Source organism: Bacillus sp. FSL K6-1145 (assembly GCF_038003425.1).
In the GTDB taxonomy this organism is placed as follows: domain Bacteria; phylum Bacillota; class Bacilli; order Bacillales; family Bacillaceae; genus Bacillus; species Bacillus pumilus.
On the sequence record NZ_JBBOPC010000001.1, the window covers coordinates 2,905,112 to 2,925,813 of the forward strand.

The 20,702-nt window shown below is 38.3% G+C and carries 18 protein-coding genes; 3 read left to right on the plus strand and 15 right to left on the minus strand.

Going from position 1 to position 20,702, the window contains the following annotated elements; all coding sequences use genetic code 11:
- Window positions 1–32 precede the first annotated feature (32 nt).
- Window positions 33–911, plus strand: coding sequence for an endonuclease I family protein (locus tag MHH41_RS14840; RefSeq protein WP_340866503.1), 879 nt, complete (start codon window positions 33–35; stop codon window positions 909–911).
- 81 nt (window positions 912–992) lie between these two features.
- On the opposite strand, the gene MHH41_RS14845 is transcribed toward MHH41_RS14840, so the two are convergent.
- From MHH41_RS14845 to MHH41_RS14895, 11 genes are all read right to left on the minus strand, one after another.
- Window positions 993–1,451 (minus strand): hypothetical protein, encoded by a 459-nt coding sequence (locus MHH41_RS14845; protein WP_003212829.1) that lies wholly within the window; start codon window positions 1,449–1,451, stop codon window positions 993–995.
- A gap of 111 nt (window positions 1,452–1,562) precedes the next feature.
- The gene (locus MHH41_RS14850) at window positions 1,563–2,282 is read right to left on the minus strand and encodes an IucA/IucC family C-terminal-domain containing protein (RefSeq protein ID WP_340866504.1); all 720 of its coding nucleotides are present in this window, start codon (window positions 2,280–2,282) and stop codon (window positions 1,563–1,565) included.
- 21 nt (window positions 2,283–2,303) lie between these two features.
- The gene (locus MHH41_RS14855; protein WP_340866505.1) at window positions 2,304–3,341 is read right to left on the minus strand and encodes a FecCD family ABC transporter permease; all 1,038 of its coding nucleotides are present in this window, start codon (window positions 3,339–3,341) and stop codon (window positions 2,304–2,306) included.
- Window positions 3,334–4,350, minus strand: coding sequence for a FecCD family ABC transporter permease (locus MHH41_RS14860; protein ID WP_003213394.1), 1,017 nt, complete (start codon window positions 4,348–4,350; stop codon window positions 3,334–3,336). Before MHH41_RS14860 ends, MHH41_RS14855 begins: the two co-directional genes overlap by 8 nt.
- A 70-nt stretch (window positions 4,351–4,420) precedes the next feature.
- Entirely contained in the window at window positions 4,421–5,377 is a 957-nt protein-coding gene (locus MHH41_RS14865) for an ABC transporter substrate-binding protein (protein ID WP_226803994.1), read from the minus strand.
- Between the two features lie 139 nt (window positions 5,378–5,516).
- Complete coding sequence (locus MHH41_RS14870) at window positions 5,517–6,425, minus strand: alpha/beta fold hydrolase (RefSeq protein ID WP_340866506.1); 909 nt, start codon at window positions 6,423–6,425, stop codon at window positions 5,517–5,519.
- Window positions 6,426–7,006: 581 nt separating this feature from the next.
- Window positions 7,007–7,753 (minus strand): transporter, encoded by a 747-nt coding sequence (locus MHH41_RS14875; protein ID WP_340866507.1) that lies wholly within the window; start codon window positions 7,751–7,753, stop codon window positions 7,007–7,009.
- On the minus strand, window positions 7,746–8,291 hold the full coding sequence (locus MHH41_RS14880) for a PadR family transcriptional regulator (protein WP_340866508.1): 546 nt from the start codon (window positions 8,289–8,291) through the stop codon (window positions 7,746–7,748). Before MHH41_RS14880 ends, MHH41_RS14875 begins: the two co-directional genes overlap by 8 nt.
- Before the next feature lie 220 nt (window positions 8,292–8,511).
- The gene (psiE, locus tag MHH41_RS14885; RefSeq protein WP_003212694.1) at window positions 8,512–8,940 is read right to left on the minus strand and encodes a phosphate-starvation-inducible protein PsiE; all 429 of its coding nucleotides are present in this window, start codon (window positions 8,938–8,940) and stop codon (window positions 8,512–8,514) included.
- Between the two features lie 37 nt (window positions 8,941–8,977).
- The gene (locus MHH41_RS14890) at window positions 8,978–10,285 is read right to left on the minus strand and encodes a HAMP domain-containing sensor histidine kinase (protein WP_340866509.1); all 1,308 of its coding nucleotides are present in this window, start codon (window positions 10,283–10,285) and stop codon (window positions 8,978–8,980) included.
- Window positions 10,272–10,967, minus strand: a complete 696-nt coding sequence (locus MHH41_RS14895; protein WP_050944081.1) for a response regulator transcription factor — start codon at window positions 10,965–10,967, stop codon at window positions 10,272–10,274. The genes MHH41_RS14890 and MHH41_RS14895 overlap by 14 nt, the downstream gene beginning before the upstream one ends.
- A 252-nt stretch (window positions 10,968–11,219) precedes the next feature.
- Here MHH41_RS14895 and MHH41_RS14900 point away from each other — a divergent pair, with 252 nt between their 5' ends.
- Window positions 11,220–12,419, plus strand: coding sequence for a DUF418 domain-containing protein (locus MHH41_RS14900; protein WP_340866510.1), 1,200 nt, complete (start codon window positions 11,220–11,222; stop codon window positions 12,417–12,419).
- 76 nt (window positions 12,420–12,495) lie between these two features.
- On the opposite strand, the gene MHH41_RS14905 is transcribed toward MHH41_RS14900, so the two are convergent.
- Window positions 12,496–13,428 carry a helix-turn-helix transcriptional regulator gene (locus tag MHH41_RS14905; protein ID WP_106029290.1) on the minus strand — a complete coding sequence of 311 codons (933 nt, stop codon included), beginning with the start codon at window positions 13,426–13,428 and terminating at the stop codon, window positions 12,496–12,498.
- Between the two features lie 83 nt (window positions 13,429–13,511).
- Here MHH41_RS14905 and MHH41_RS14910 point away from each other — a divergent pair, with 83 nt between their 5' ends.
- The gene (locus tag MHH41_RS14910) at window positions 13,512–14,162 is read left to right on the plus strand and encodes an FMN-dependent NADH-azoreductase (protein WP_340866511.1); all 651 of its coding nucleotides are present in this window, start codon (window positions 13,512–13,514) and stop codon (window positions 14,160–14,162) included.
- A gap of 295 nt (window positions 14,163–14,457) precedes the next feature.
- Here the strand turns inward: MHH41_RS14910 and MHH41_RS14915 are convergent, their stop codons facing one another.
- The 3 genes from MHH41_RS14915 to MHH41_RS14925 are packed head-to-tail and all read right to left on the minus strand — an operon-like array spanning window position 14,458 to window position 20,378.
- Window positions 14,458–17,508, minus strand: coding sequence for a type I restriction endonuclease subunit R (locus MHH41_RS14915; protein ID WP_340866512.1), 3,051 nt, complete (start codon window positions 17,506–17,508; stop codon window positions 14,458–14,460).
- Between the two features lie 28 nt (window positions 17,509–17,536).
- Window positions 17,537–18,772: a restriction endonuclease subunit S gene (locus MHH41_RS14920; protein ID WP_340866513.1), complete on the minus strand. Its 1,236-nt coding sequence runs from the start codon at window positions 18,770–18,772 to the stop codon at window positions 17,537–17,539.
- Entirely contained in the window at window positions 18,765–20,378 is a 1,614-nt protein-coding gene (locus tag MHH41_RS14925; RefSeq protein ID WP_340866514.1) for a type I restriction-modification system subunit M, read from the minus strand. The genes MHH41_RS14920 and MHH41_RS14925 overlap by 8 nt, the downstream gene beginning before the upstream one ends.
- Window positions 20,379–20,702 lie beyond the last annotated feature (324 nt).

The window sequence follows — 20,702 nt, forward strand, 5'->3', positions numbered from 1 at the left end:
GAGAATACATTCCCTATCAAGGAGGAAATCGAATGAAGAGAACCTTATTTGGAACTGTGGCTGCCGGAATCATGATATTCGGTACGTTAGCCGCCCCGCTGCCGCAAACTGCGAATGCTCAAAGCTTTACTCTGAATGAAACGAGCCAAACCATCACATTTTCCCCGTTACAGCTTCAAAACGAAACATCTACACAACAAGCGAAAACAACCGCTACAAGTCAAATCGATTCCTATTATCAATCTGCTAATGGCAAATCAGGAACCGCTTTAAAAAAAGCTTTACACGATATTATTGATGATCATAAGCAGCTATCCTACAGCCAAGTTTGGGATGCCTTAAAGAAAACAGATGAAGATCCAAAAAATCCAAACAACGTGCTCTTGCTCTATAGCGGTGTCTCCCGCTCAAAGCAATCGAATGGCGGAAATGTTGGCCAGTGGAACCGGGAGCATGTGTGGGCTAAGTCACACGGCAATTTTGGGACAAGCCAGGGCCCTGGTACAGATCTCCATCATCTGCGAGCAACAGACGTGCAAACGAATAGCACACGAGGAAATTTAGATTTTGATCTGGGCGGAAATGAATACAAGGGAGCGCCGGGCAATTTTTACGATAGCGACTCATTCGAACCTCACAGCCGGGTGAAAGGGGATGTGGCAAGAATGCTCTTTTATATGGCGGTGCGGTACGAGGGCGATGACCGCTTTCCAGATTTAGAATTAAACGACAAAGTGAATAATGGTAGCGCCCCTCTTCACGGCAAAATGTCCGTACTTCTCAAGTGGCACAAACAAGATCCTGTCGATCAAATCGAACGAAACCGCAACGAGATTATTTATGAAACGTATCAGAACAACCGCAATCCCTTTATCGATCACCCAGAATGGGCAAGTGAGATTTGGGAATAAAAAAGAAAGGCACTGCTACGAACAAGCAGTGCCTTTTAAAATAAAATGACTTCACCGCTCATACACATTCTGGATATTCCGTTATTCCTTAAATTCACTAATGATTATTCTCTCTAAATTTTTATCTAAGTAGAAAAATTCTATTTTGATATCATGCTCCGAATCCTTATAACCTATTATGTTATATCCTTGGTCATCGTCTCTACCGTATGTATTTTCACCAAAATAATCATATATATCTTTCTTAGTTGAATGAATATTTATTGTGTTGTTTATATTACTTTGATTATTTTCTAAAGAAATTGCCACTATTTCTTTTCTTCTATTCACTTTAAAATAATTTGAATTTGAAGTTTTCATCCATTCATTTTCACTGCTTTTTTCCTTTTTCAATCCCAACTTCAAATGTCCTACCTTTAATTCAGTCAGATTTGTATTTTTTACTGTAAGAAAAGAAATTTGGTTTTTAAGTGGTTGAATAAAAAACAGGCCCACGATGATTGTCATCATAAAAATGATACATATTATAATTTTTTTCATATGAGTTCCTTCCATAAAATATGAGATGATGAAATAACAAAAAAACTTTATTTAATTTTACACCTAACTATTTAAACCAATAAAAAAACACCTTCAGTATAAGGTGTTTTTTTATTTTAGCGGACAGACAAGACAATAATCGAGACTCTCAGATTTTTTCTCGAGCTTATAATACATACAGCAAGTCTTTCGGTTGGATGTTTCTAGTAAACTGTCATCTAAGTTTAAGCTGTGATGAAATGGATTTTGTTTTGCTCCAAATACATCACCAGTTGCTTGCTTCAGATACAGATAATCCTCTCGCACGCGCTGCTTCACCGCAGGGTCTTCAGCCTCTCGCATCATGCTGCGATAAAGAGAATTGATGCGAACTGCTATATTTTCCCACAAAATGGTATACGGAAGTCTTGACGTACGCTTCAGTACATCTAAAAGAGGTGTGACACACTCCGTAAACAGCGCATGCACAACCTGCTCTCTCCATTCATTCCGATCTCCTTCTAATGGAACAAACGAACACAATGACTCATCAATTTCGATTTTCCGATCCTCTCTAAAGACACATGCCTCTGGTGGAAACTGATAAACACCGTCATACAGCGTCATCATGTACAAAGAGGAACTGACCGCTAAGTAGGCATAACGCTTTGAAAACATTGACGCCGCTACAGCTAAATTCGGTGCATGCATAGCTTCCTTTTCAGCCTCTAATAAACGCAGGACAGATGCTTCTGAAAAAAGCGCAGCAAGTGTGCGATCAGATGTCATTGGTCCATTTGTGATGTGTACCCCGAAATCAAGTAATTCTCTCTCAACCCACTCTGGCCTCATATCAAAACCTCCATCTTTCGTTTATCGATTTCTCTGCTGGTATAACAAATAAATAAAGAACGGTGCCCCAATTGCAGCTGTGAATACACCTGCTGGTACATCTAACGGTAGAAAAGCCGTTCTAGCGACTAAATCTGCGAGCATCACGAGAATACTTCCAACAAGCGCAGATGCCGGGACCAGCGCAATGAAGGAACGGCCGATGATCATCCGTGCAACATGCGGCGCCATCAGTCCAACAAATTCAATACCGCCAGCAAAGGCAACGGAAATCCCTGCCAATGTCACACTCATCAGCAGAAAGAATAACCGTTTTGCCTGCACTTTTACCCCGAGACCTGTTGCAAGATCATCTCCAAGCTCCTTCACATTCATCGTTCTTGCTAACACCATGACAATCGGTAAAATGATCATGATCCAAGGAAGCATCGACGTGACGTCCTTCATCGTAGAACCATATAAACTGCCTGTCAGCCAGATATATGATTTTGTCGTTGTCATCGTATCACTAAGAACAAGAGTAAACGTCACACACGCCTTCATAATGGCAGAAATCCCAATGCCCATTAGGACAAGTGTGATCGGCTTGACCCCTTTTTTCCATGAAAGCAAATAAATCAGACACGAGACAGCAAACGCACCTGCAATCGCCCATAAGGATTGATATGCAATAGGCACAGTGCCCATCCAAAAGACAATAAACATAATCGCACCGAACGAAGCACCACTCGTAATCCCAATGATGTCAGGCGATGCAAGCGGATTGCGGATTAATCCTTGCAAAATAAGCCCTGATACCGCAAGTGCGGCCCCTACTAAGACAGCCAGCAGTGTTCTTGGAATCCTCAGTGTATTGAGCACAAAGGTATTTCCCTCTCCCTGACCGATTATATGAAGAAGCACATCCACAGGCGAAATAAATCGGCTGCCCATACAGAGACTGAGAATAAATAACCCAAAAGCAATGGCCGTCAATAAAAGTAAAATCAAAAACGTCCGCTTTGAAAATTGAAATGAAATGCGCCCGCCCTTTGAACGCACTGTATATGTTTTAGCCACCTGTCTTCAACCCCTTGCGCACGAGATAAACAAATAGAGGCGCTCCTGCTACCGCCGTCATGACACCAATCGGTACTTCCTGCGGCATGATCAGAAAACGAGCCGCAAGGTCTGCGACAAGTAAAAGCGACGCCCCCACTACGGCACAATACGGCAGTACCCAGCGGTGGTCAGGTCCGACAAGCTTTTTCACAATATGCGGCACTAGAAAACCAACAAATCCAATCGATCCTGCGACAGCGACGGAACCACCCGCTAAAAAGACGACGAGAACTCCCATCGTGATTTTCAGCGCCAGCGTACGTTGACCAAGTCCCTTCGCAATATCATCTCCTGACAAAAGGACATTGATGGAGCGTCCAAGAAGCAGCGCCACAACTGTCGCACCTAAAATATAAGGCAAAACAGGCAGCAGCATATCAATGCTTCTTCCAGAAACTGAACCCGCCATCCAAAACAGGATGCTTTGAATCGACTGTTCATTCACGATTAAAAGACCTTGTGTAAAGGACGCAAACAGTGCAGATATCGCCGCACCTGCAAGGACAATTTTGACCGGTGTCAATCCATCTCTTCCAATGGAGCCCAAGAGAAAAACGAGCATCCCTGCAATTGCCGCACCTAGAAAGGCTGTCCACATATAGCCTGTTAATGACTCTGTTGAAAAGAAAACAATTGAAATGACGATAAAAAATAGTCCACCTGCATTAATTCCTAACAAATCTGGCGCTGCAAGCGGATTTCTCGTTAATGCCTGCATCAGTGCACCTGAAATCGCTAGACTTGATCCAACAACTGTTGCAATTAAAGCTCTTGATAATCTGGATGTCATGACAATGACACTGTTTGGATCCGATTCATCAAAATGAAGAAACGCATGGATGGTGGCTTTGAGGGAAATCGAGGTTTGCCCAAGAGAAATGCTGAGTATAAAAAAGACCACCATCAATACGACGAATCCAGCAAACAGCAGCGCCTTGCTCGAATCCTTTTTTAATAAACTTCTCATCTGATTCCCGCTTTCAATCTGTTATGGAAAAAGGAGAAAATGGTTTTTCACATTTTCTCCTCTGTTATCCTTATTTATCAATTCCGAGACGATCATCAATATCATCAAGCATCATGTTTGCAGCGATAATACCGCCGCCCATGTTCCAAGTGATTTCATCCACTTTATGCACTTGTTTCGCTTTCACTGCGTCAAGCTGCTTCCATAAAGGATGACTCGTCCACTCTTTATAAGCTTTTTCAACGGCTTTATCCTGATCATCCATGAAGTAATAGATGACATCTGCATCCATTTGCGGAATGCTCTCTTTGTCTGTCAGTGTAATGATGTCTTGCTTTTTATCTTTGACATTCTTAGGTCCTTCAAAGCCTAGCTCTGTTAAAATTGACCCTGCGAATCCAGTTTGATAGATTCTAGCATGATCTGCACGGAAGTTCACTACAGACACACTCATTGGCCAGTTTTTGATGTCTTTTTTCGCTTTTTCTTTGAAGTCAGCGACGCGGTCATCCCACTTCGTTAGCAATTCTTTTGATTTGTCTTGCTGGTTTAACGCTTCACCCATTAATTTCACTGTATCTTTAAATGTGAACACTGTTTCTGTTGCAACAGTTGGAGCGATTTCTTGCAGTTGATCAAAAATTTGCTCGTGGCGGACTTTTGATGCAATGATCAAGTCTGGGTTAAGTTTTTCAATTTCCTCTAAGTTTGGCTGTATTTCCTGTCCAACAATTTTGACATCCTTTAAATCATCTCTTAAATATTTATACGTAGGTGCTTCAAGCCAAGATTCTACAACACCCACTGGTTTAATGCCCATCGCGACTGCTGCATCTGTTGCTCCTTGGTACAGCGTCACAATACGCTTTGGTTTATCCTTAATATTGTCAGTTGAACCGATAGCGCTTTCAACGGTTCTTGTTTTTTCTTTATTAGCTGACTTGCCTTCACTGCTATTGCTGCCGCAAGCTGCAAGTAAAACGATGGAGAGCACAACTAATAGCGACCAAAAAGATTTTTTGAACATGTACCTCACCTATCCATTCTATATGTAGTCATATCGTTTGATAACGATTCTCATTATCACACTATGATTTTATCATAGAAAAGGATGGTGTCAATGTAAATTTTTAAGAAAAAGGGAGAGTGTTGACTAGTTGTTCATACTAAATAGAACGATTCCACATTTGGATGGTCCTTCCAATCTGTTTTCCCGCTTCTAGTAACACCGACAAATGGGTATGTCCATCCATCACTTCATAGACTGATTGTTTTCTGATCGTTTCATCGGGCAGCTCATGATAGGCAGGAAATTTTTCTATATCATACAGCTCATCCTCACTTCCTACTAACATCGCATATGGCCGATCCATCATCGCAAATTGTTTTTTAGGTGCAGATGGGGTTAAGGCAAGTGCTAGATTGACGGTGATGGCTGTCAACAAAAGCGGATCCTGCTCGACTGCCCATATTGGATAGTGAAAACGAACGGCTTCAGAATGACTCATCAGCAATCCTTTTGTCATGGCAGACAGAACGAATTTCCATACTTGAACGGTTGCAAATGGGATTTGATTAGGGCTCGCAGTGCCTGATTTATAGCCAAATTCAGGGGCAATAAAAAAGTACCCGTCTACTTCTCTTTTTTTCGGCCAAGATAGGTAGTTTAGCAGTAATCCCGCTCCAGATGAATGCCCGCAAAGATAAACAGCTCCTTTATGCTGCTGTTTGACCATATTCACAAACTGCGAAATATCGTGCCACACATCTGTGACACTAGGTGTATCACCCTTTTTTCCATCAGAATAGCCGTGACCTCTTAAATCGATTAAAAACGTATTCACATGAAAATCATGTTGCAGCGTATAGGCGATATGCTCGTAACCAGCTAGGCTGTGAGCGCCTCCACCATGGATCAAGATGACATTTGCCACGTTCTTTTTTTCTGCTAAAAACGGATAATACGCAAGGCTTGTGCCGTCGTGTGATGACATGAATTGTCTTTCTGGAATATGAACAGGAGCTGCCTGCTGCATACTTGTAAATGAAAATGGTTCTGTCTTCGTGTCTGTCAATTTTTTCGCTCCTTCAAACAGAAACGAGAATGGCAAGCGATACTGGCCATTCTCATGACTACATTCTATTAAGTAATATCCCGCAAAGGAAAGGTCTTGTTTTGAATAATGGCAACAATTTGTTTTAACGCTTTTTATGCTTCGGGTATAGGAAAGACGTAATTTATTTCATAGCTTTTCATGCTTTTTTGGGCAGTGCAATGACAATATTTCTATAAAGCTTTTTTAATTTTCAGCATCAATTTCTAAGTCCGCATTCAACGATAATTCTTCATGAACAAATCCATTGATATCGTTCTTATTTATTGTCCTATTGTATACCAACTTTTAAGTAGCAAGTAATGAATTTATTATTACCCACTATGACTTTTTAGCATTTTAATAAAGAAAAATATCACCATTCTCTTTATACATATTATTGTGACCGCTGAGCAGAATGAGATACTTTTTCACTAGATATGATAACATGCTTTTTTCCAGTTAATGATGTTCATTTCACCCGGCGGTCACAACAATAAGCCATATGCTGATGAATTTCAGAAAAACAATCATTTTTTTATGATTATCTATATGTATTGAATCTAATTGTTTACTAAATATACATTTTCTATTTTTGTTATAGACTTAGATTGAAAACTGTGATTATCCATTTCTACGTAAAGGGAAAAATCATTGTTTTTAACAAAAATTATATCGCTTCCATTATTAAGTTTTATTTTTAATGCATTGCCTTCTTTTTGAGTATTACGAAAGGTATTCTCAATCATATTGTAGTCTAATTCAGTCCACTTGCCATTAATTATAATTTTGGTCATCCCCATTATCTTATAACTGATACTATTGGGGATCATTTTCTTTTGAAATTTTTCAGAAATATCTTCGTTATCTAATTGCTGAAATCCAATTTGAAAGGCCTCTTTTTCAAAATAAGGTAAGTACATGTTTCTCCATCGTGATGAAATTTTAAGTAGTCCAAATAATTTATATTCGATTCTTTCTGGCGTTTGTACATCAAATGCTTTGTCTAAAAGCGATTGATGTAAATAATCAATATCTGATACATCAATCATTAAGCATATTGCTCCTCTTGTGCCTCGATTATACAACTCTGTCCAATCTTTTTTCCAGCCACCGCCATCCTTCTGTGTTATATTCACTAATTCAAGATACTCCTTTCCAATCCAAAGATTGCTTATTTTAAAGCCTTTTGTTCTTTTACCTTTTTTAGGTGCATACGGAAAACCATTTTGTTGTATCATATCTATCATTTTTTTGTCTTTTTGATATTTCTCATCAACATTGATAACAATATGATCGATTTTATTCATCGGTTAACTCCCTCGTCTTAATTAAATGAATAGCTTCATAAAGATACTTCATTTTCATTTCTTCCATTTCATAAATGTAATCAAACGTTAGTCTTGTTAAAGGAGGTAGATTCATTTGTTTCTCTTTTTCTTCTTCACCCTTTTTTATTTCTGCTAAATGTCTTTTTTGCGCTTCAATTTGAATATTTAATGATTTAACAGCTTCTTGTTTTTCAATTTCGTCAGCAAACATTAGTCCAGCAAAAAGTTGAGTTGGATAAGTATTTTGAGATTCTACAAGACATTTCATCACACATTCTTTCTTGTGTTCTTTTCCAATTTCTGTAATTTTGTAAATTTTAGTACTCTTTTTCCCTACCGTCCTAGTTTCACAAACTTTTATATAGTTTCCTTTTTCTAATTTATTTAGCGCATAATAGATTGAGCCAACTAGAATTCCTCCCCATCTATCGACCATTGTATTTTTTAAATTCTGCTCAACATCATACCCTGACATCGGTTTCATCGATATTAATCCTAATATATATAAGTCCGTCATCAGACTCCTCCTATTCAATATCTATTTACACAATACTCAACATTGAGTATTATTTCAAGATTAGATTTAAATTTTCTTTCATGTTAAGCACTTTTTCAGAGCTCTCAAAAAATCCTGTAAGCAAGCGTTAGCGTGATGTTTATAGAGGTGTGCAATACGATGAGTGAGCCACCTCGATCAAACAAAAAAAAGACGAACGGCAACCGTTCGTCTTCTCCCCTCACTTCACTTCTTCATGCTCCTGAACCGCATGTCGTTTACTGGCGATAAAGAGTGCAACGGTCATGGCTAGAATGGTCAGCGCCCACCAGAAGGTCGACACAGCCTCTTTATGATCGATGATAATCAAACGGATGACGGCTGTGATGCCAATATAAATAAAATAGCGAAGCGGAAAATGAAAGTTTGATTTAAAGTACTTAATAATTAAGGCAATAAACTCAAAGTACATAAAGAAGATCAGCAGCTCACCAAGCATTTCATAATAGCTTTCTCCTTTGTTGACCACATTCTTGTAGACAAATTGGACAATATACCACGTTTCACTAATTAAGAGAACGCTTAAAGCAAGGGCTAGAAAGAATAGACAAATATTCAGCAGACCTTGCAAGAGATCGGGTACCTTTTGGAAATTGTTGAATCGTTTCATGAGATTGTCTCTCCATTCCATATTATTCATTTGTCATCTATATTTTGATGTGCCAGAATCGCAGCACGGTGTAGTAAACGCCGTTCTTTTCCATCTTCTCAAACTGCCCGTGCATGCGGGACATCATTCGTTTAATGCTTCGTTCACCAAGTCCAGTGCTTTCCTGCGTGTCATTTGTCTCTTTTATCGCATTGCTGACATGGATCTCAAAGATTTCTTGATCGGATAGACACGTGAGATTGATGTCTTTTTTCGGATCGGCGTATTTTAGTATGTTCGACATTAGATTATCAAACACTCGGCCCAGCTCCTCGACATTCACGTTGATATAGCTGTCAGGCAGCTCTCCTAAAAGATGAACCTTGAATGTCTCTTGCTGCAAGATCGCCACCTGATCTGATAGGAGATCGTAAATGACCTCTTTGACTGCAACGGTCTCAAGCTCAGGTTCATGTTCTTTATCAAGCAGAAAATAGGCAAACAGATTATCGGACAGATTTTTCAATTGCAGTGCTTTTTCATAAGCACTTGCTATATATTGATCTTTACGTGTATCCGTCCCAGCAACCTCTTTTTTCGCAAACTCTAAATTCATCATTAGCGATGTCAGCGGTGTTCTCATATCGTGCGACATTTCAGTAACTAAGTTGCGGCTCTCTTCTTGCAGCTCATCGATGGCTTGAAGCTTGTCCAGAAAAGCTTTACGAAGATCCTCAATACTTTTGGCAATCATCGCTAATTCATCATGCCCTTTCACCGTCATCTCGTAAGCCAGCTCGCCGCCTTCAAGAATATGAATGTCTTGGTGAATCGTTTGCAGGTAGCGTAAACTTTTGCGAATGCCAAGCAGAACAATGAGGAGAAAAATAAGCGTCGCCCCAAGCAGCTCGAGTGTAAAGGCGAGATCGTGGTAACGAGACGAATAGAAACCATCCACCATAACCCGGCCTTCACCATCGCTAAACTGAACTGGATACGAATGATGCTCAGCGTACTGGGTCACCTTTTCTTTTCCATACGCCGATTCATCAGCAGACGAATAGATGGAGTCATATTGCAGCACTTCATCCTTGAAGATGGTCAAATTAATGTAATTCTCTTTTTTCACCCACTCACCAAACGCTTGTCGATCTGTAGAAGACAGCTCATGCTCAGACACATAGCGGCTGAATTTTTGAATATATCTGGCTGACTCCGCCTCGTAATACTCGTCCGAACTCAAATATCCGTCAATGAGGTCATCGGTGATCTTTTGCAGCGTCAAAAAGACAAGTCCACTCACGACCGTAGCTGTCAAAATCAATAGTGCTAGCTTTTTGGCTAGTGTATATTTACGATGTGCCAAATCGGTATCCTCTTCCCCATTCTGTTTTGATATATACAGGACGTGCAGGATCATCTTCAATTTTGGCACGCAGCTTTCGAATATGCACCATCACCGTATTGTTGGAACAATAGAAATAAGGCTGTCCCCATACACTCTCATAAATATTTTGGGCTGAAAAGATTTTGTTTCGCCTGCTCATGAGCAGCTTCAACATACGGTATTCTAAATCAGATAGCTTGATTTGTTGATTTTCTTTCCACACTTCATTAAATTCTTCGCTCACCCTTAGCTTGCCCCCAACAAGAAACGTTTCTTCCTGTTCCTTCTTTTCCTGATAGACGGTGTACCTGCGTAATTGTGCAATGACTCTAGCATGAAGCTCCTCTTGTGAAAAGGGTTTTGTCATATAATCATCCCCGCCGGCAAGTAAGCCTTCGGTTTTATCGAATGTACTTGATTTAGCTGTTAGAAATAGAATCGGGACGTTAGAAGAGGCTCTCATTTGCCGGCACGTTTCGATGCCTGATATGCCTGGCATCATCACATCCAAAATCACCAAATCGAGCGAATCGTCCGCAAACTTCAATGCTTGCTCGCCATTCATCGCTCTTTGCACCTCATATCCAGCACGTGTAAGGGATTCCTGCAAAAGGTCTCCAATATCCTGATCATCTTCTACGACTAATATTCGATGCGTCATGTTTCTCTCACCTCATGATACGTGATGTACTTTCTTTTATGTCTTTACTATATATCATCTAGCTATGTGAAAAGATACAGCAGAAATCTTAACAGTTTATGAATTTGACCATCTTCCATCAATTTGTCACATTAATTTTCAAAAAATTGGATCTTCATAAATTGTTAAGAATTGGGACGTATATTGATTCATTGTAAGGATCGATGGATTGATCCGAATGACATTTATCATAACAAGAAAAGGAGCATGGATATGAATGCAAACAAAGTAGAACACGCGATGAGTTTGAAGGATCGGGTTCATTTCTTAGACATCGTACGGGGATTTGCCTTAATGGGAATTATTCTGGTGAATTACTTTTTGATCGTTGATTCGGCGAAGGGGTTCGATATGGAAGCAAATGATGTCTTTCACAACTTGGTGAATTGGTTCGCCTCAGGGAAATTTATTACGTTGTTCTCCTTCCTATTCGGGGTTGGTTTTATGATTTTTATGGACCGCGCTGCTCAGAAGGTGGACAGTCCGAACAAGCTGTTTGCCCGCAGATTAACCATTCTCTTAGGGTTTGGCCTTCTGCATGTCACCTTTGTTTGGATTGGTGATATTTTAGCGTATTATGCAGTCGCTGGCTTTTTATTGCTTTTCTTTTACAAACGTACAGCCAAAACCATCCGATACTGGCTGATCACACTCTTTATGATTCAATTGCTCACACCCTTTTTCACAATGCTGCTTCATACCATCAGTACAGGCTCATCGGGCAAGCCGGACTTTGCCGATTTTGATTTGACCAGCCACAACAGTCTGACTTATTTAGCATCTATTGGTGACCGATGGACAGATATGGTGACGATGGCTTCCAGCTCATTTTCAATCGTCTATTCCATGTTCTTCATGTTTTTGCTTGGTGTTTATTTTGTGAAAATGGCGTTTTTCAAAAACATGGAGGCGAAAAAAACGATTTGGAATCGCATTTGGATCATTTGTACCATCGCTTTTCTCATCACACAAAGCAGTACGATTATAGCAGCGGTCAATCCTTTTGAACATACACTCTGGGTGAACATGGCCACTGCTCTGGAACAAAACGGGGGATTAACTGGCAGTATGTTCTATATGAGTACACTTGCGATGCTGTTTCTGCACGTTCCTCAGCTGCGAAGTGCTTTGATGGTCTTTACCAAAGTCGGACGGATGTCCCTGACCTGTTATTTGCTTCACTCGATCATTGGAACCATGCTATTTCTAAAGTATGGAGCGGGGCTTGTCGATCATCTTCAGCCGGCTGGTACGTTCTTCATGGCTATTGGCGTGTATGTCTTCCTTGTGCTTTTCAGTACGTTTTGGTTAAAGAGGTTTAAGTATGGACCGATGGAATTTATTTGGCGTCAGCTGACGTATGGGAAGGTCAATGACAGATCGAAAACCAATACATTTCATGCGGCGAAGTAAAAGAAAAAAGGCGAATGGCTACAGTTCGCCTTTTTTAATATGTTAAGTTTGTGATTCAGAGACAATCCGTTCACTTTCAATACTGCTCAATCATTTCTTGTAATTGAGTCAAATAACTCTCTTTTAATTCATCTGGGTATTCAATTTTCACATGCTTCCCAAATGAGATCAAATAGTGAGTCATATACGATAATTCTTCTTGGTTGTACCCACCCATAATATATGGAGTATCATCAATGATCTCCAATCTCATATTCGGGTAATGATTCTTCAAAAACTTTTCTTTTCCTTGTTCCGTTAATCGACATTTAAATGAGATGTCATGATAAGTTTTTTCGTACTCGAGCTGCAGTGTTTTTAATTCTTCCTTCGTAAAGGTGCCTCTGCCTTCTTCTTCAATGATCAAGTCCTTCATAAAGTCACATCTATAGATGCCCCACTTTTTATTTTGAACATCATATGCTTTGGTGAACCAAATCCCATTTCGATAAAACAACTCAAGAAATTGCAGCCTGATCCTTTTATTTTCATATTGCGTGTACGTCATCTTCACGATTTGATCTTCCATCATCGCCTGTAAAATCAATTCCAAATGATTTTGTTCACTAACTGGTGCGACATTATAGTAATGAATCACATCCAAAGTCTCTGTGATCATTTGTTTTCTCTCATCAGACATTGTGGCAAACAGTTTTTGCCGAATTTGTGAGTAGGACTTTTTAAAAGGTGTGGCTGACACCAGGTCTAGCGCTTTAAGCGCGAAAAAAATAGCTTGAACTTCATCGGTATTGAAATAAATAGGGACCATTGGAGATTGTTTCACCAGTCGATATCCTCCATGTCTGCCATTTTCAACGTAAAAAGCTAAGCCCATGGACTCTAGCTCTTCCATATCTCTCAAAGCCGTACGTTTCGATATGCCAAATTCGGTTTCTAAATCCTTTAACTGAAATGAGTATTTATCACTTAAAAAAATAAGCTCTTGGTTTAATCGTTCTGATTTTTTCATTTGATTTTCCTTTTGAAAAAGGTGACATGTTTTGTCACCTTTATATTTTATACTCAGTTTATCAAAAGAAAAGGAGCATGTATATGCAAACATTAATCATTAACGCGCACCCTGATTTCACTCATCGAGAAAGTTATTCAAACAAACTGCAAACACTATTTTTAGAACAGTTTAAAGAAAGATTCCCTCATGAAGAACCAACAATTTTACCTTTACATGAAACAGAAATTCCTCGTATCGAAAAAGACCAGCTGCTACGTATTTGGGATAAGCAAGCATCTGAACAAACATTAACAGCTACCGAAGGAAAAATCGCTGCTGCTTCATCTGCTTTATTGGCTCAATTCAAAGCACATCATCGAATCGTCATTGTATCACCTGTTCATAATTTTAATGTGACTTCACGTATGAAAGATTATATAGATAATATCTTGATTGCTAGAGAAACATTTAAATATACAGAAGATGGTTCAGTTGGTCTGATGACAGACGATTATCGTGTACTTTTGCTTCAAGCAAGTGGCTCAATTTTCACAAATAACGATCGATACACACCTCTGGAATTTTCACATGATTACCTAAAAGAAATATTCCAAAACTTGATGGGCTTTCAACAATTTCATATTGTCCGAGCACAAGGAACAGCGATTTTAGAAGAAGAAACGATCTTGTCATCTGCAGCTGACGATTTGTCTAAAGCCTTTGATGCGTTTTACTCGCCTAGCGGGATGTAAGATCTTTTTTTTCAAACACAAAAAGACCAAAAACGTTTGATATCACGTTCTTTTATTATTAACCGATTGAACCTTCCATTTCGAACTTGATTAATGCTACTCGAAATGGCACGAATTGATTTATAACAATGCCGCTCAAACCTTTGATATAACGCCATTTCTTAAAATGGTTTAGAATGGATTATAATCTCAACTTGGCACGGTGTTGGCACGGAAGAATGAGGGTGAAAAGAGAACTTACAATCCTGTGGGTTCTCTTTCATTTGCTCATTTTTTGAATCTAACCTTGTTTTAATTATCTCTTCTGCAATGGTAAAATATCATGTAGCATCATTTCTTCGAAAGCTTGTTTGACAGTTTTCCAATAGGTTAAACGCTTTACGGGATTGTCTGTATGCTCTTTATAACCTTCGTAATCACTTGTTTCTTTTAATTCGGCTTCCCCATTTTGTTTAGTAAGAGCTGGATTATAATTAGCTACCATAAATGCTAATTCATCATTCTGTACCCACCAAGTTTTCGCAAAGTCATCAACGAGTGTCTTAATCGTTTGCTGAATCATTTGTTCTAATAAAGAGGATACATGTTGATCACGATAAGCTTCCGGATTTTCTTGAATGCTCGCCCATAAAGTTTCCATTAATCCAGCAAGTGTTGGATTTCCTTTTTTCAACCTTGCTAGATACTGATTAATTTCAACCGCTGTCTTTTCGGTGGGCGGTTGTTTCGCTTTTTCATTTTGCGAATTCGGTAAAAAGGATTGGATTAGAAGTAAAATATATTCGTAATTGATTTCTTCTGTTTTTACAGATTCCAGCTCATATTCTATATTAACGTCCACATCGTCTTTATCTTCTTTTTCCTTCCGAAGCTTCTCTAATACATTGACGTACTTGCCATGATACTCTTCTATTTCGTCAAGTTGGATTGGATAGTCTGAACCGAGCTGTGCATCACTATACTCAGTATATACCTGAATATTAGCAAATGCCTTATCTAAAGCTTGATATGCTTTCGCAAATTTCTTTAATTGTGCTGGTTTTAAGCTCTCTATGTCTATTCCTTCGGGCGTTGGGGCTATTTCACGTAATTCCTCAATTGCTGTAAGAAACGCCTCGTGTGCTTCCTCCCACGTTGGAGCAACAACTTCATTTTCGCCACCATTTGAATAAAGGAAAAGCGCTTGCTTCACTTTTTCTTCAAAAATCGTGGGTGTTTGGAATGTCACAACCTGCCCGTATTTTTTCGACTTATCGAAAAGACGATTTGTACGTGAAAAGGCTTGAATTAGATCATGAGGTTTCATTGCAGGACGGTCAATGAACAATGTCGATAAACAAGGTGCATCAAACCCGGTTAATAAACGATCCACAACAATGATAATATCCAACTGTTCTGATCTAGGTAAGAACTTCTCTTTTTTACGTGCCAAACGGTCATTGACGTTTCGATTGTATGAACGCATCGTTTCCAATGTGTAGCTCGTGTTAAAGGCCTCATTGTACTCAAGAAGGGCTTCCTTCATCTTCTCTTGATTTTCGATAGAGGATTCTTCATTCTCGGAAATCGAATAAGTGATCGCAACTTTCGGGAAGTCAGGTAGAGTACGTTTTGTTTTCTCGCTAATCTGAACGGGTGTTTCACCTGCTTTTACACGTTTAAACAAGTCATAATAGCGTTGTGCTTGAGCGATTGAAGAAGTCGTTAGAATCGCATTATACGTCTTACCCACACCATTTTGAAAACCGAGTTTGTTGCGGGATTTATTGACGATTGATTGAATGACCTCTAGCATATGACGTTCATGTTCATAAACCCGTTTTGGTAAACGTGCTTCTTTATCCGCAAGTGTGAGGTCGTCTAATTCAATTTCACTGTCTAATTGAATCAATGCTTCGTCAAGTTCTTCTTCTGAAAAAGTACTCTTGTATTCAATTTGGAATCCTAGCACCGCTTTATCGTAAATAGCTTCTTTGACCGTATATTCATGTAATCGTCGTCCGTATTGCCCCTCTGTTGTGCGAGGTAGGTTGCCTACAGCATGCTTCGCATTTTCCGCAAAAATAGGTGTACCAGTGAAGCCGTACCATAACGAGCGTACAAAGAACTCTTTAATTTCTTGCTGTTTTTGAGGTGAGACCGCACGGTGACACTCATCGACTACAAATGCTATTTTCAATTGGCAGAGCATATTCGATTTCTTTGTATCGTCTTTTCCTTCAAATCGCTTCATAACATGATTAAGCTTTTGAATCGTTGTCACAACAACATTTCGATCTTGGGACAGTAACTTCTTAATTAAATCATTCACATTGTCCGTTTCATCGATCTCAATCATATCATGTTCTGCATACGATTCAAATGAACCCGTTGTTTGTTGATCTAAGTCGACACGATCCACAATAAAGATCGTTTTTTGTATGGACGGAATTTGCAGTAAATTGCGTGCTACTTTATACGATGTTAATGTTTTTCCTGAACCGGTTGTGTGCCATACATAGCCAGATTCTTGTCTCCGTGAAGCTTCCTTCACTGCTTCTATTGCATGAATTTGATAAGGACGAAGTAAAATCAATGCCTTTTTCACACTGTCAATTACCGTATATTGCGTCACCATTTTATGTGCCTGCGGAATAGAGAGAACCTCTTTAGCAAAATCTAAGTAATTATTGACCGGCTGATTTTCACGATCTACCCATTTACTTAAAAACTGTTCGTTCAATTTCTCGTCACGGGCAGTCGCAATATAACGGGTGTCTGTTCCATTCGATACGACAAACATTTGTACAGCCGAGAAGATACCAGTAAACTTATCTTCTTTTAGATACTTTTTAATTTGGCGGAAACCTTCCATGTAGGAGTGCTTTCGATTCTTCAATTCAATATGAATCATCGGTAACCCATTAATTAATAGGGTGACATCAAATCGACGTTCTTGATCTTCTTTTTTACGTTTATTACTTTGATATTGATTTATCACTTCATAAGAGGACATGCCGCCCGCTATATCAGCACGATTTAATACTTTCAAACGAATAGTACCAAGTGCAGCATCTTCTCGCTGTACTTGGACTTTAGCAATGCCATTTTCACCAGCTAACCATTTCGCCGCTTCGTAAAAATTCACGAAATGAAGCTGATCTTTAATTTGACGGAATTCTTGTTCTGTCAAAGGGACCTCGTTCAGTACATCTTTATTATTGTTTTCGAGCTGGTTTTTAAAGTTTTTCCACAACTGATCTTCCGTATGTAGATCACCACGATACCTCCATTGGGATTCACCACGTATTAATTGTTGAATTAAACTATCTTCTAGTTCTGATTCAGGTACAAAAGAATGAACCAAACGCTCACCTCATTTCGATTTTAAACGATTAAACGAACATGCGCTTTAATAATACCTTTTTTAGCTGTTGATAATCCTCAAGTTTCTTCTGGTGAAGAGCAATTGTATCATCTAGTTGTTTGAAGAAAGAGCCAATTTTTTGTTGTTCTTTATAATTAGGAGCATATGGGAATTTTATATTTTTAAAGTTCTCGTAAAATAAATACTCTCGAACGCTTCCTTCTGTATTTTTTTTGACTTCCTTGATAAAATTTTTTGATTTAATAAATTGTAAAATATATTCATTATTGATTTCTCCACTCATTTTTAAAACAACATATAGGGAACTAACGATTACTGTACTTCCTAAGTTATTGAATCCTATGGATCCGACATTAATTCTTGCAGGGTTATAAGCAAATTCATTGGGATTTACTAATTTGTATGCTGTTTTGTCTAAATTATCAAGTCTGCTACCTTCAAATTGTTCTCCTTGTCTAACTAACCCTAATTTGTTATTAACAGAATATGAAATATAGTCTTTTCCACTACTATTTTTCTTACCAGCCTTAGAAATAAAATCTTTAAATTTACGAATTTCCCAATCCCCAGTAAATCCTTCAAATCGAAGCTTTGGCACACGTTCTCCTTTTTGAGGGAACATTTTCTGAAGCATAGCTTCTTTGTATTGTTGCTGCTGTTCGACCAGTTTTTGTTGCGTAGCGATCGTATCGTCCAATTGTTTGAAGAATCTGCCGATTTTTTGTTGTTCTTCGAAAGATGGATATAAATTTTTGAACTTAATTAAATTAGGATAATTAATCCCAAATACTTTCATCCCTGTTCCTGTTTTATATCCAAATTTCTTAAAGCTTTGAGATTGTAATAGATAATAAATATAAATTGAACTGTAATTGTTTTTTGGTCTTAAAGCGATTGTATGTAGACCTGCTATTATCTTTTGCTTAGGTGTATTTAGTATTAAAGCAGGTGTCGCAATACCTTGATAATCTTCAGAAGCATCAGCTAATACTAAATCATCTTTTTGTAAAGAGATATAATCCTTCGCTACAATATTCGGTAATATATTAGAATCATCTATTAAAGATGCTTTTTTAGTATGGATATCACCATAATGTATATATTTATATCCTGTAACTTCTGCAGTCTCTACGTCACGAGATAATGAGTAAGACTTTAATTTATCGACTACTTCACTTAAAGGAACTGTTTTATATGCTTTTTCGAATAATTTAAATCTCAAATCAGGCATAGTCTTACTCATTCTTACCACCGCTTAACCCTAATGTTTGAATATAATATTGAAGTTCTTTGTTAGCATCTTCATTCGTACCTTCTAATTCATTCAACATCGCAAATAGGTTTTGTTCAACTTGTTTTAATTCTTGTTGTGTTTGTTGGATTGCACCAGATAGCTCGATAAGTGAAATTTCTTCTTCTTCCTCAAATGTATCGACATAGCGAGGGATATTTAAGTTGTAATCATTTTCAACAATTTCATCGAAAGAAGCGACATGTGCGTATTTTTCAATATTTTCACGTTGAGTATATGTTTCAAGTATTTTGTCGATATGTTTATCAGTTAAAACATTTTGATTTTTACCTTTTTCAAAATCGTTTGAGGCGTCAATAAACAATACATCTTTTGTTGAACGATTTTTCTTTAAAATGATAACAGTAGTTGGGATAGACGTATTAAAGAAAATATTCGAAGGTAGCCCTATCACTGTATCAATTGCGCCATTATCTAATAAGATTTTACGAATCTTACCTTCTGCATTTCCTCTAAATAAAACGCCATGTGGCAATACAATCGCCATAACACCATTGTCTTTTAAGTGATAAAAGCCATGTAATAAGAAAGCAAAGTCTGCTTTCGATTTCGGTGCTAATACACCGTACATTGAAAACCGTGGATCGTCTAAAAAACCTTTTTCCGCAGTCCAATTAGCGGAATATGGTGGGTTCATTAATACGCCATCAAAGTTCGTTGGTTCATCGGTAGGCCAGTCTTGATCTAATGTATCTGCATTGTTCAAATGTTGGTTGGCAGTATCTACACCATGCAAAATCATGTTCATACGAGCCAAGTTATATGTAGACGTATTTAACTCTTGTCCGAAGTATGATATCGTTCCGGCTTCATTAGAGAATTTTTTCACGTTTAATAGAAGTGAACCCGATCCCATTGTTGGATCATACACTGAAAAACCTTTTTGATTTTCTTTGCTATGTAAGACGATTCTTGTCATAAGCGTTGATATAGCTTGTGGCGTGTAAAATTCGCCTGCTTTCTTACCTGAATCCGATGCAAATTGACCGATTAAATATTCATATGCATCACCTAACATGTCACCTTCATGTCCTGCAACGTTTAATACGGATAATTCTTTCATCACTTCTGCAATCGTTTGATTTTGTTTCTGAGGTGTTGAACCAAGTTTTTTCGAGTATAGATCAACATCTTCAAATAAATTTTCAAATATTTCGCTTGATTGCTCAATATTGCGGAAACCTTGCGCTAAATCTTCTAGTTGAAATCGCCCTTTATGGATCGCTTGAACAAGTGCAGTAAAGGTTAAGTCAGGTTCAAGCGTGTAAGAAAAGTCGTATTGTAATTCACTAAGTAAATCGTCTTTCACATCTTCATCTTGGTACGCCGCTGCGTAGCCTTTTTGTGCGACTTCTAGGTCGGTTGTTGGTTCTTCAAGTAATGATGTAGCATGAATAAGCATCTTATCCGATAAATATTTGTAAAAGACTAAGCCCAATAAATAGCTTTTATATTCGCTTGCGTCCATTTTGGAACGTAAAATGTCTGCTGAACTCCATAAAGCTTGATATAAATGTTTTGAATTGATCTCTGCCATGTTTTAATCTCCTATTTCTAAATAGCGTTTATTTCTATTTTACTATAAAGACCAAACTGTTAATAGGTCTTATAATTTAATAAAAAAATGCCACCCCCTATAAGGTTGACCCAATACATAATCACAATTGTTCAATAAGATAGCTTGCTTTTCTCTTGCTATTACCGAGGTTGAAATACCTTTCAGTTATGAACAGTATCTTACATTATGCGGTTAATGAACTTGAGGTACTTGAAAAGAACCTTGCTGATAAATTAAAGGTTCCTGTTAAAGACTCTGTGGCACTGAAAAAGGAAAAAGTGAAATATTCCAGCCTTGAAGAGT

Coding starts and splice junctions, on each gene's coding strand:
- psiE (WP_003212694.1), bottom strand. CDS start 8,940: ATGAAACGATTCAACAATTTCCAAAAGGTACCCGATCTCTTGCAAGGT.
- MHH41_RS14865 (WP_226803994.1), bottom strand. CDS start 5,377: ATGTTCAAAAAATCTTTTTGGTCGCTATTAGTTGTGCTCTCCATCGTT.
- MHH41_RS14875 (WP_340866507.1), bottom strand. CDS start 7,753: ATGAATAAAATCGATCATATTGTTATCAATGTTGATGAGAAATATCAA.
- MHH41_RS14900 (WP_340866510.1), top strand. CDS start 11,220: ATGAATGCAAACAAAGTAGAACACGCGATGAGTTTGAAGGATCGGGTT.
- MHH41_RS14895 (WP_050944081.1), bottom strand. CDS start 10,967: ATGACGCATCGAATATTAGTCGTAGAAGATGATCAGGATATTGGAGAC.
- MHH41_RS14840 (WP_340866503.1), top strand. CDS start 33: ATGAAGAGAACCTTATTTGGAACTGTGGCTGCCGGAATCATGATATTC.
- MHH41_RS14905 (WP_106029290.1), bottom strand. CDS start 13,428: ATGAAAAAATCAGAACGATTAAACCAAGAGCTTATTTTTTTAAGTGAT.
- MHH41_RS14910 (WP_340866511.1), top strand. CDS start 13,512: ATGCAAACATTAATCATTAACGCGCACCCTGATTTCACTCATCGAGAA.
- MHH41_RS14880 (WP_340866508.1), bottom strand. CDS start 8,291: ATGACGGACTTATATATATTAGGATTAATATCGATGAAACCGATGTCA.
- MHH41_RS14860 (WP_003213394.1), bottom strand. CDS start 4,350: ATGAGAAGTTTATTAAAAAAGGATTCGAGCAAGGCGCTGCTGTTTGCT.
- MHH41_RS14920 (WP_340866513.1), bottom strand. CDS start 18,772: ATGAGTAAGACTATGCCTGATTTGAGATTTAAATTATTCGAAAAAGCA.
- MHH41_RS14845 (WP_003212829.1), bottom strand. CDS start 1,451: ATGAAAAAAATTATAATATGTATCATTTTTATGATGACAATCATCGTG.
- MHH41_RS14850 (WP_340866504.1), bottom strand. CDS start 2,282: ATGAGGCCAGAGTGGGTTGAGAGAGAATTACTTGATTTCGGGGTACAC.
- MHH41_RS14925 (WP_340866514.1), bottom strand. CDS start 20,378: ATGGCAGAGATCAATTCAAAACATTTATATCAAGCTTTATGGAGTTCA.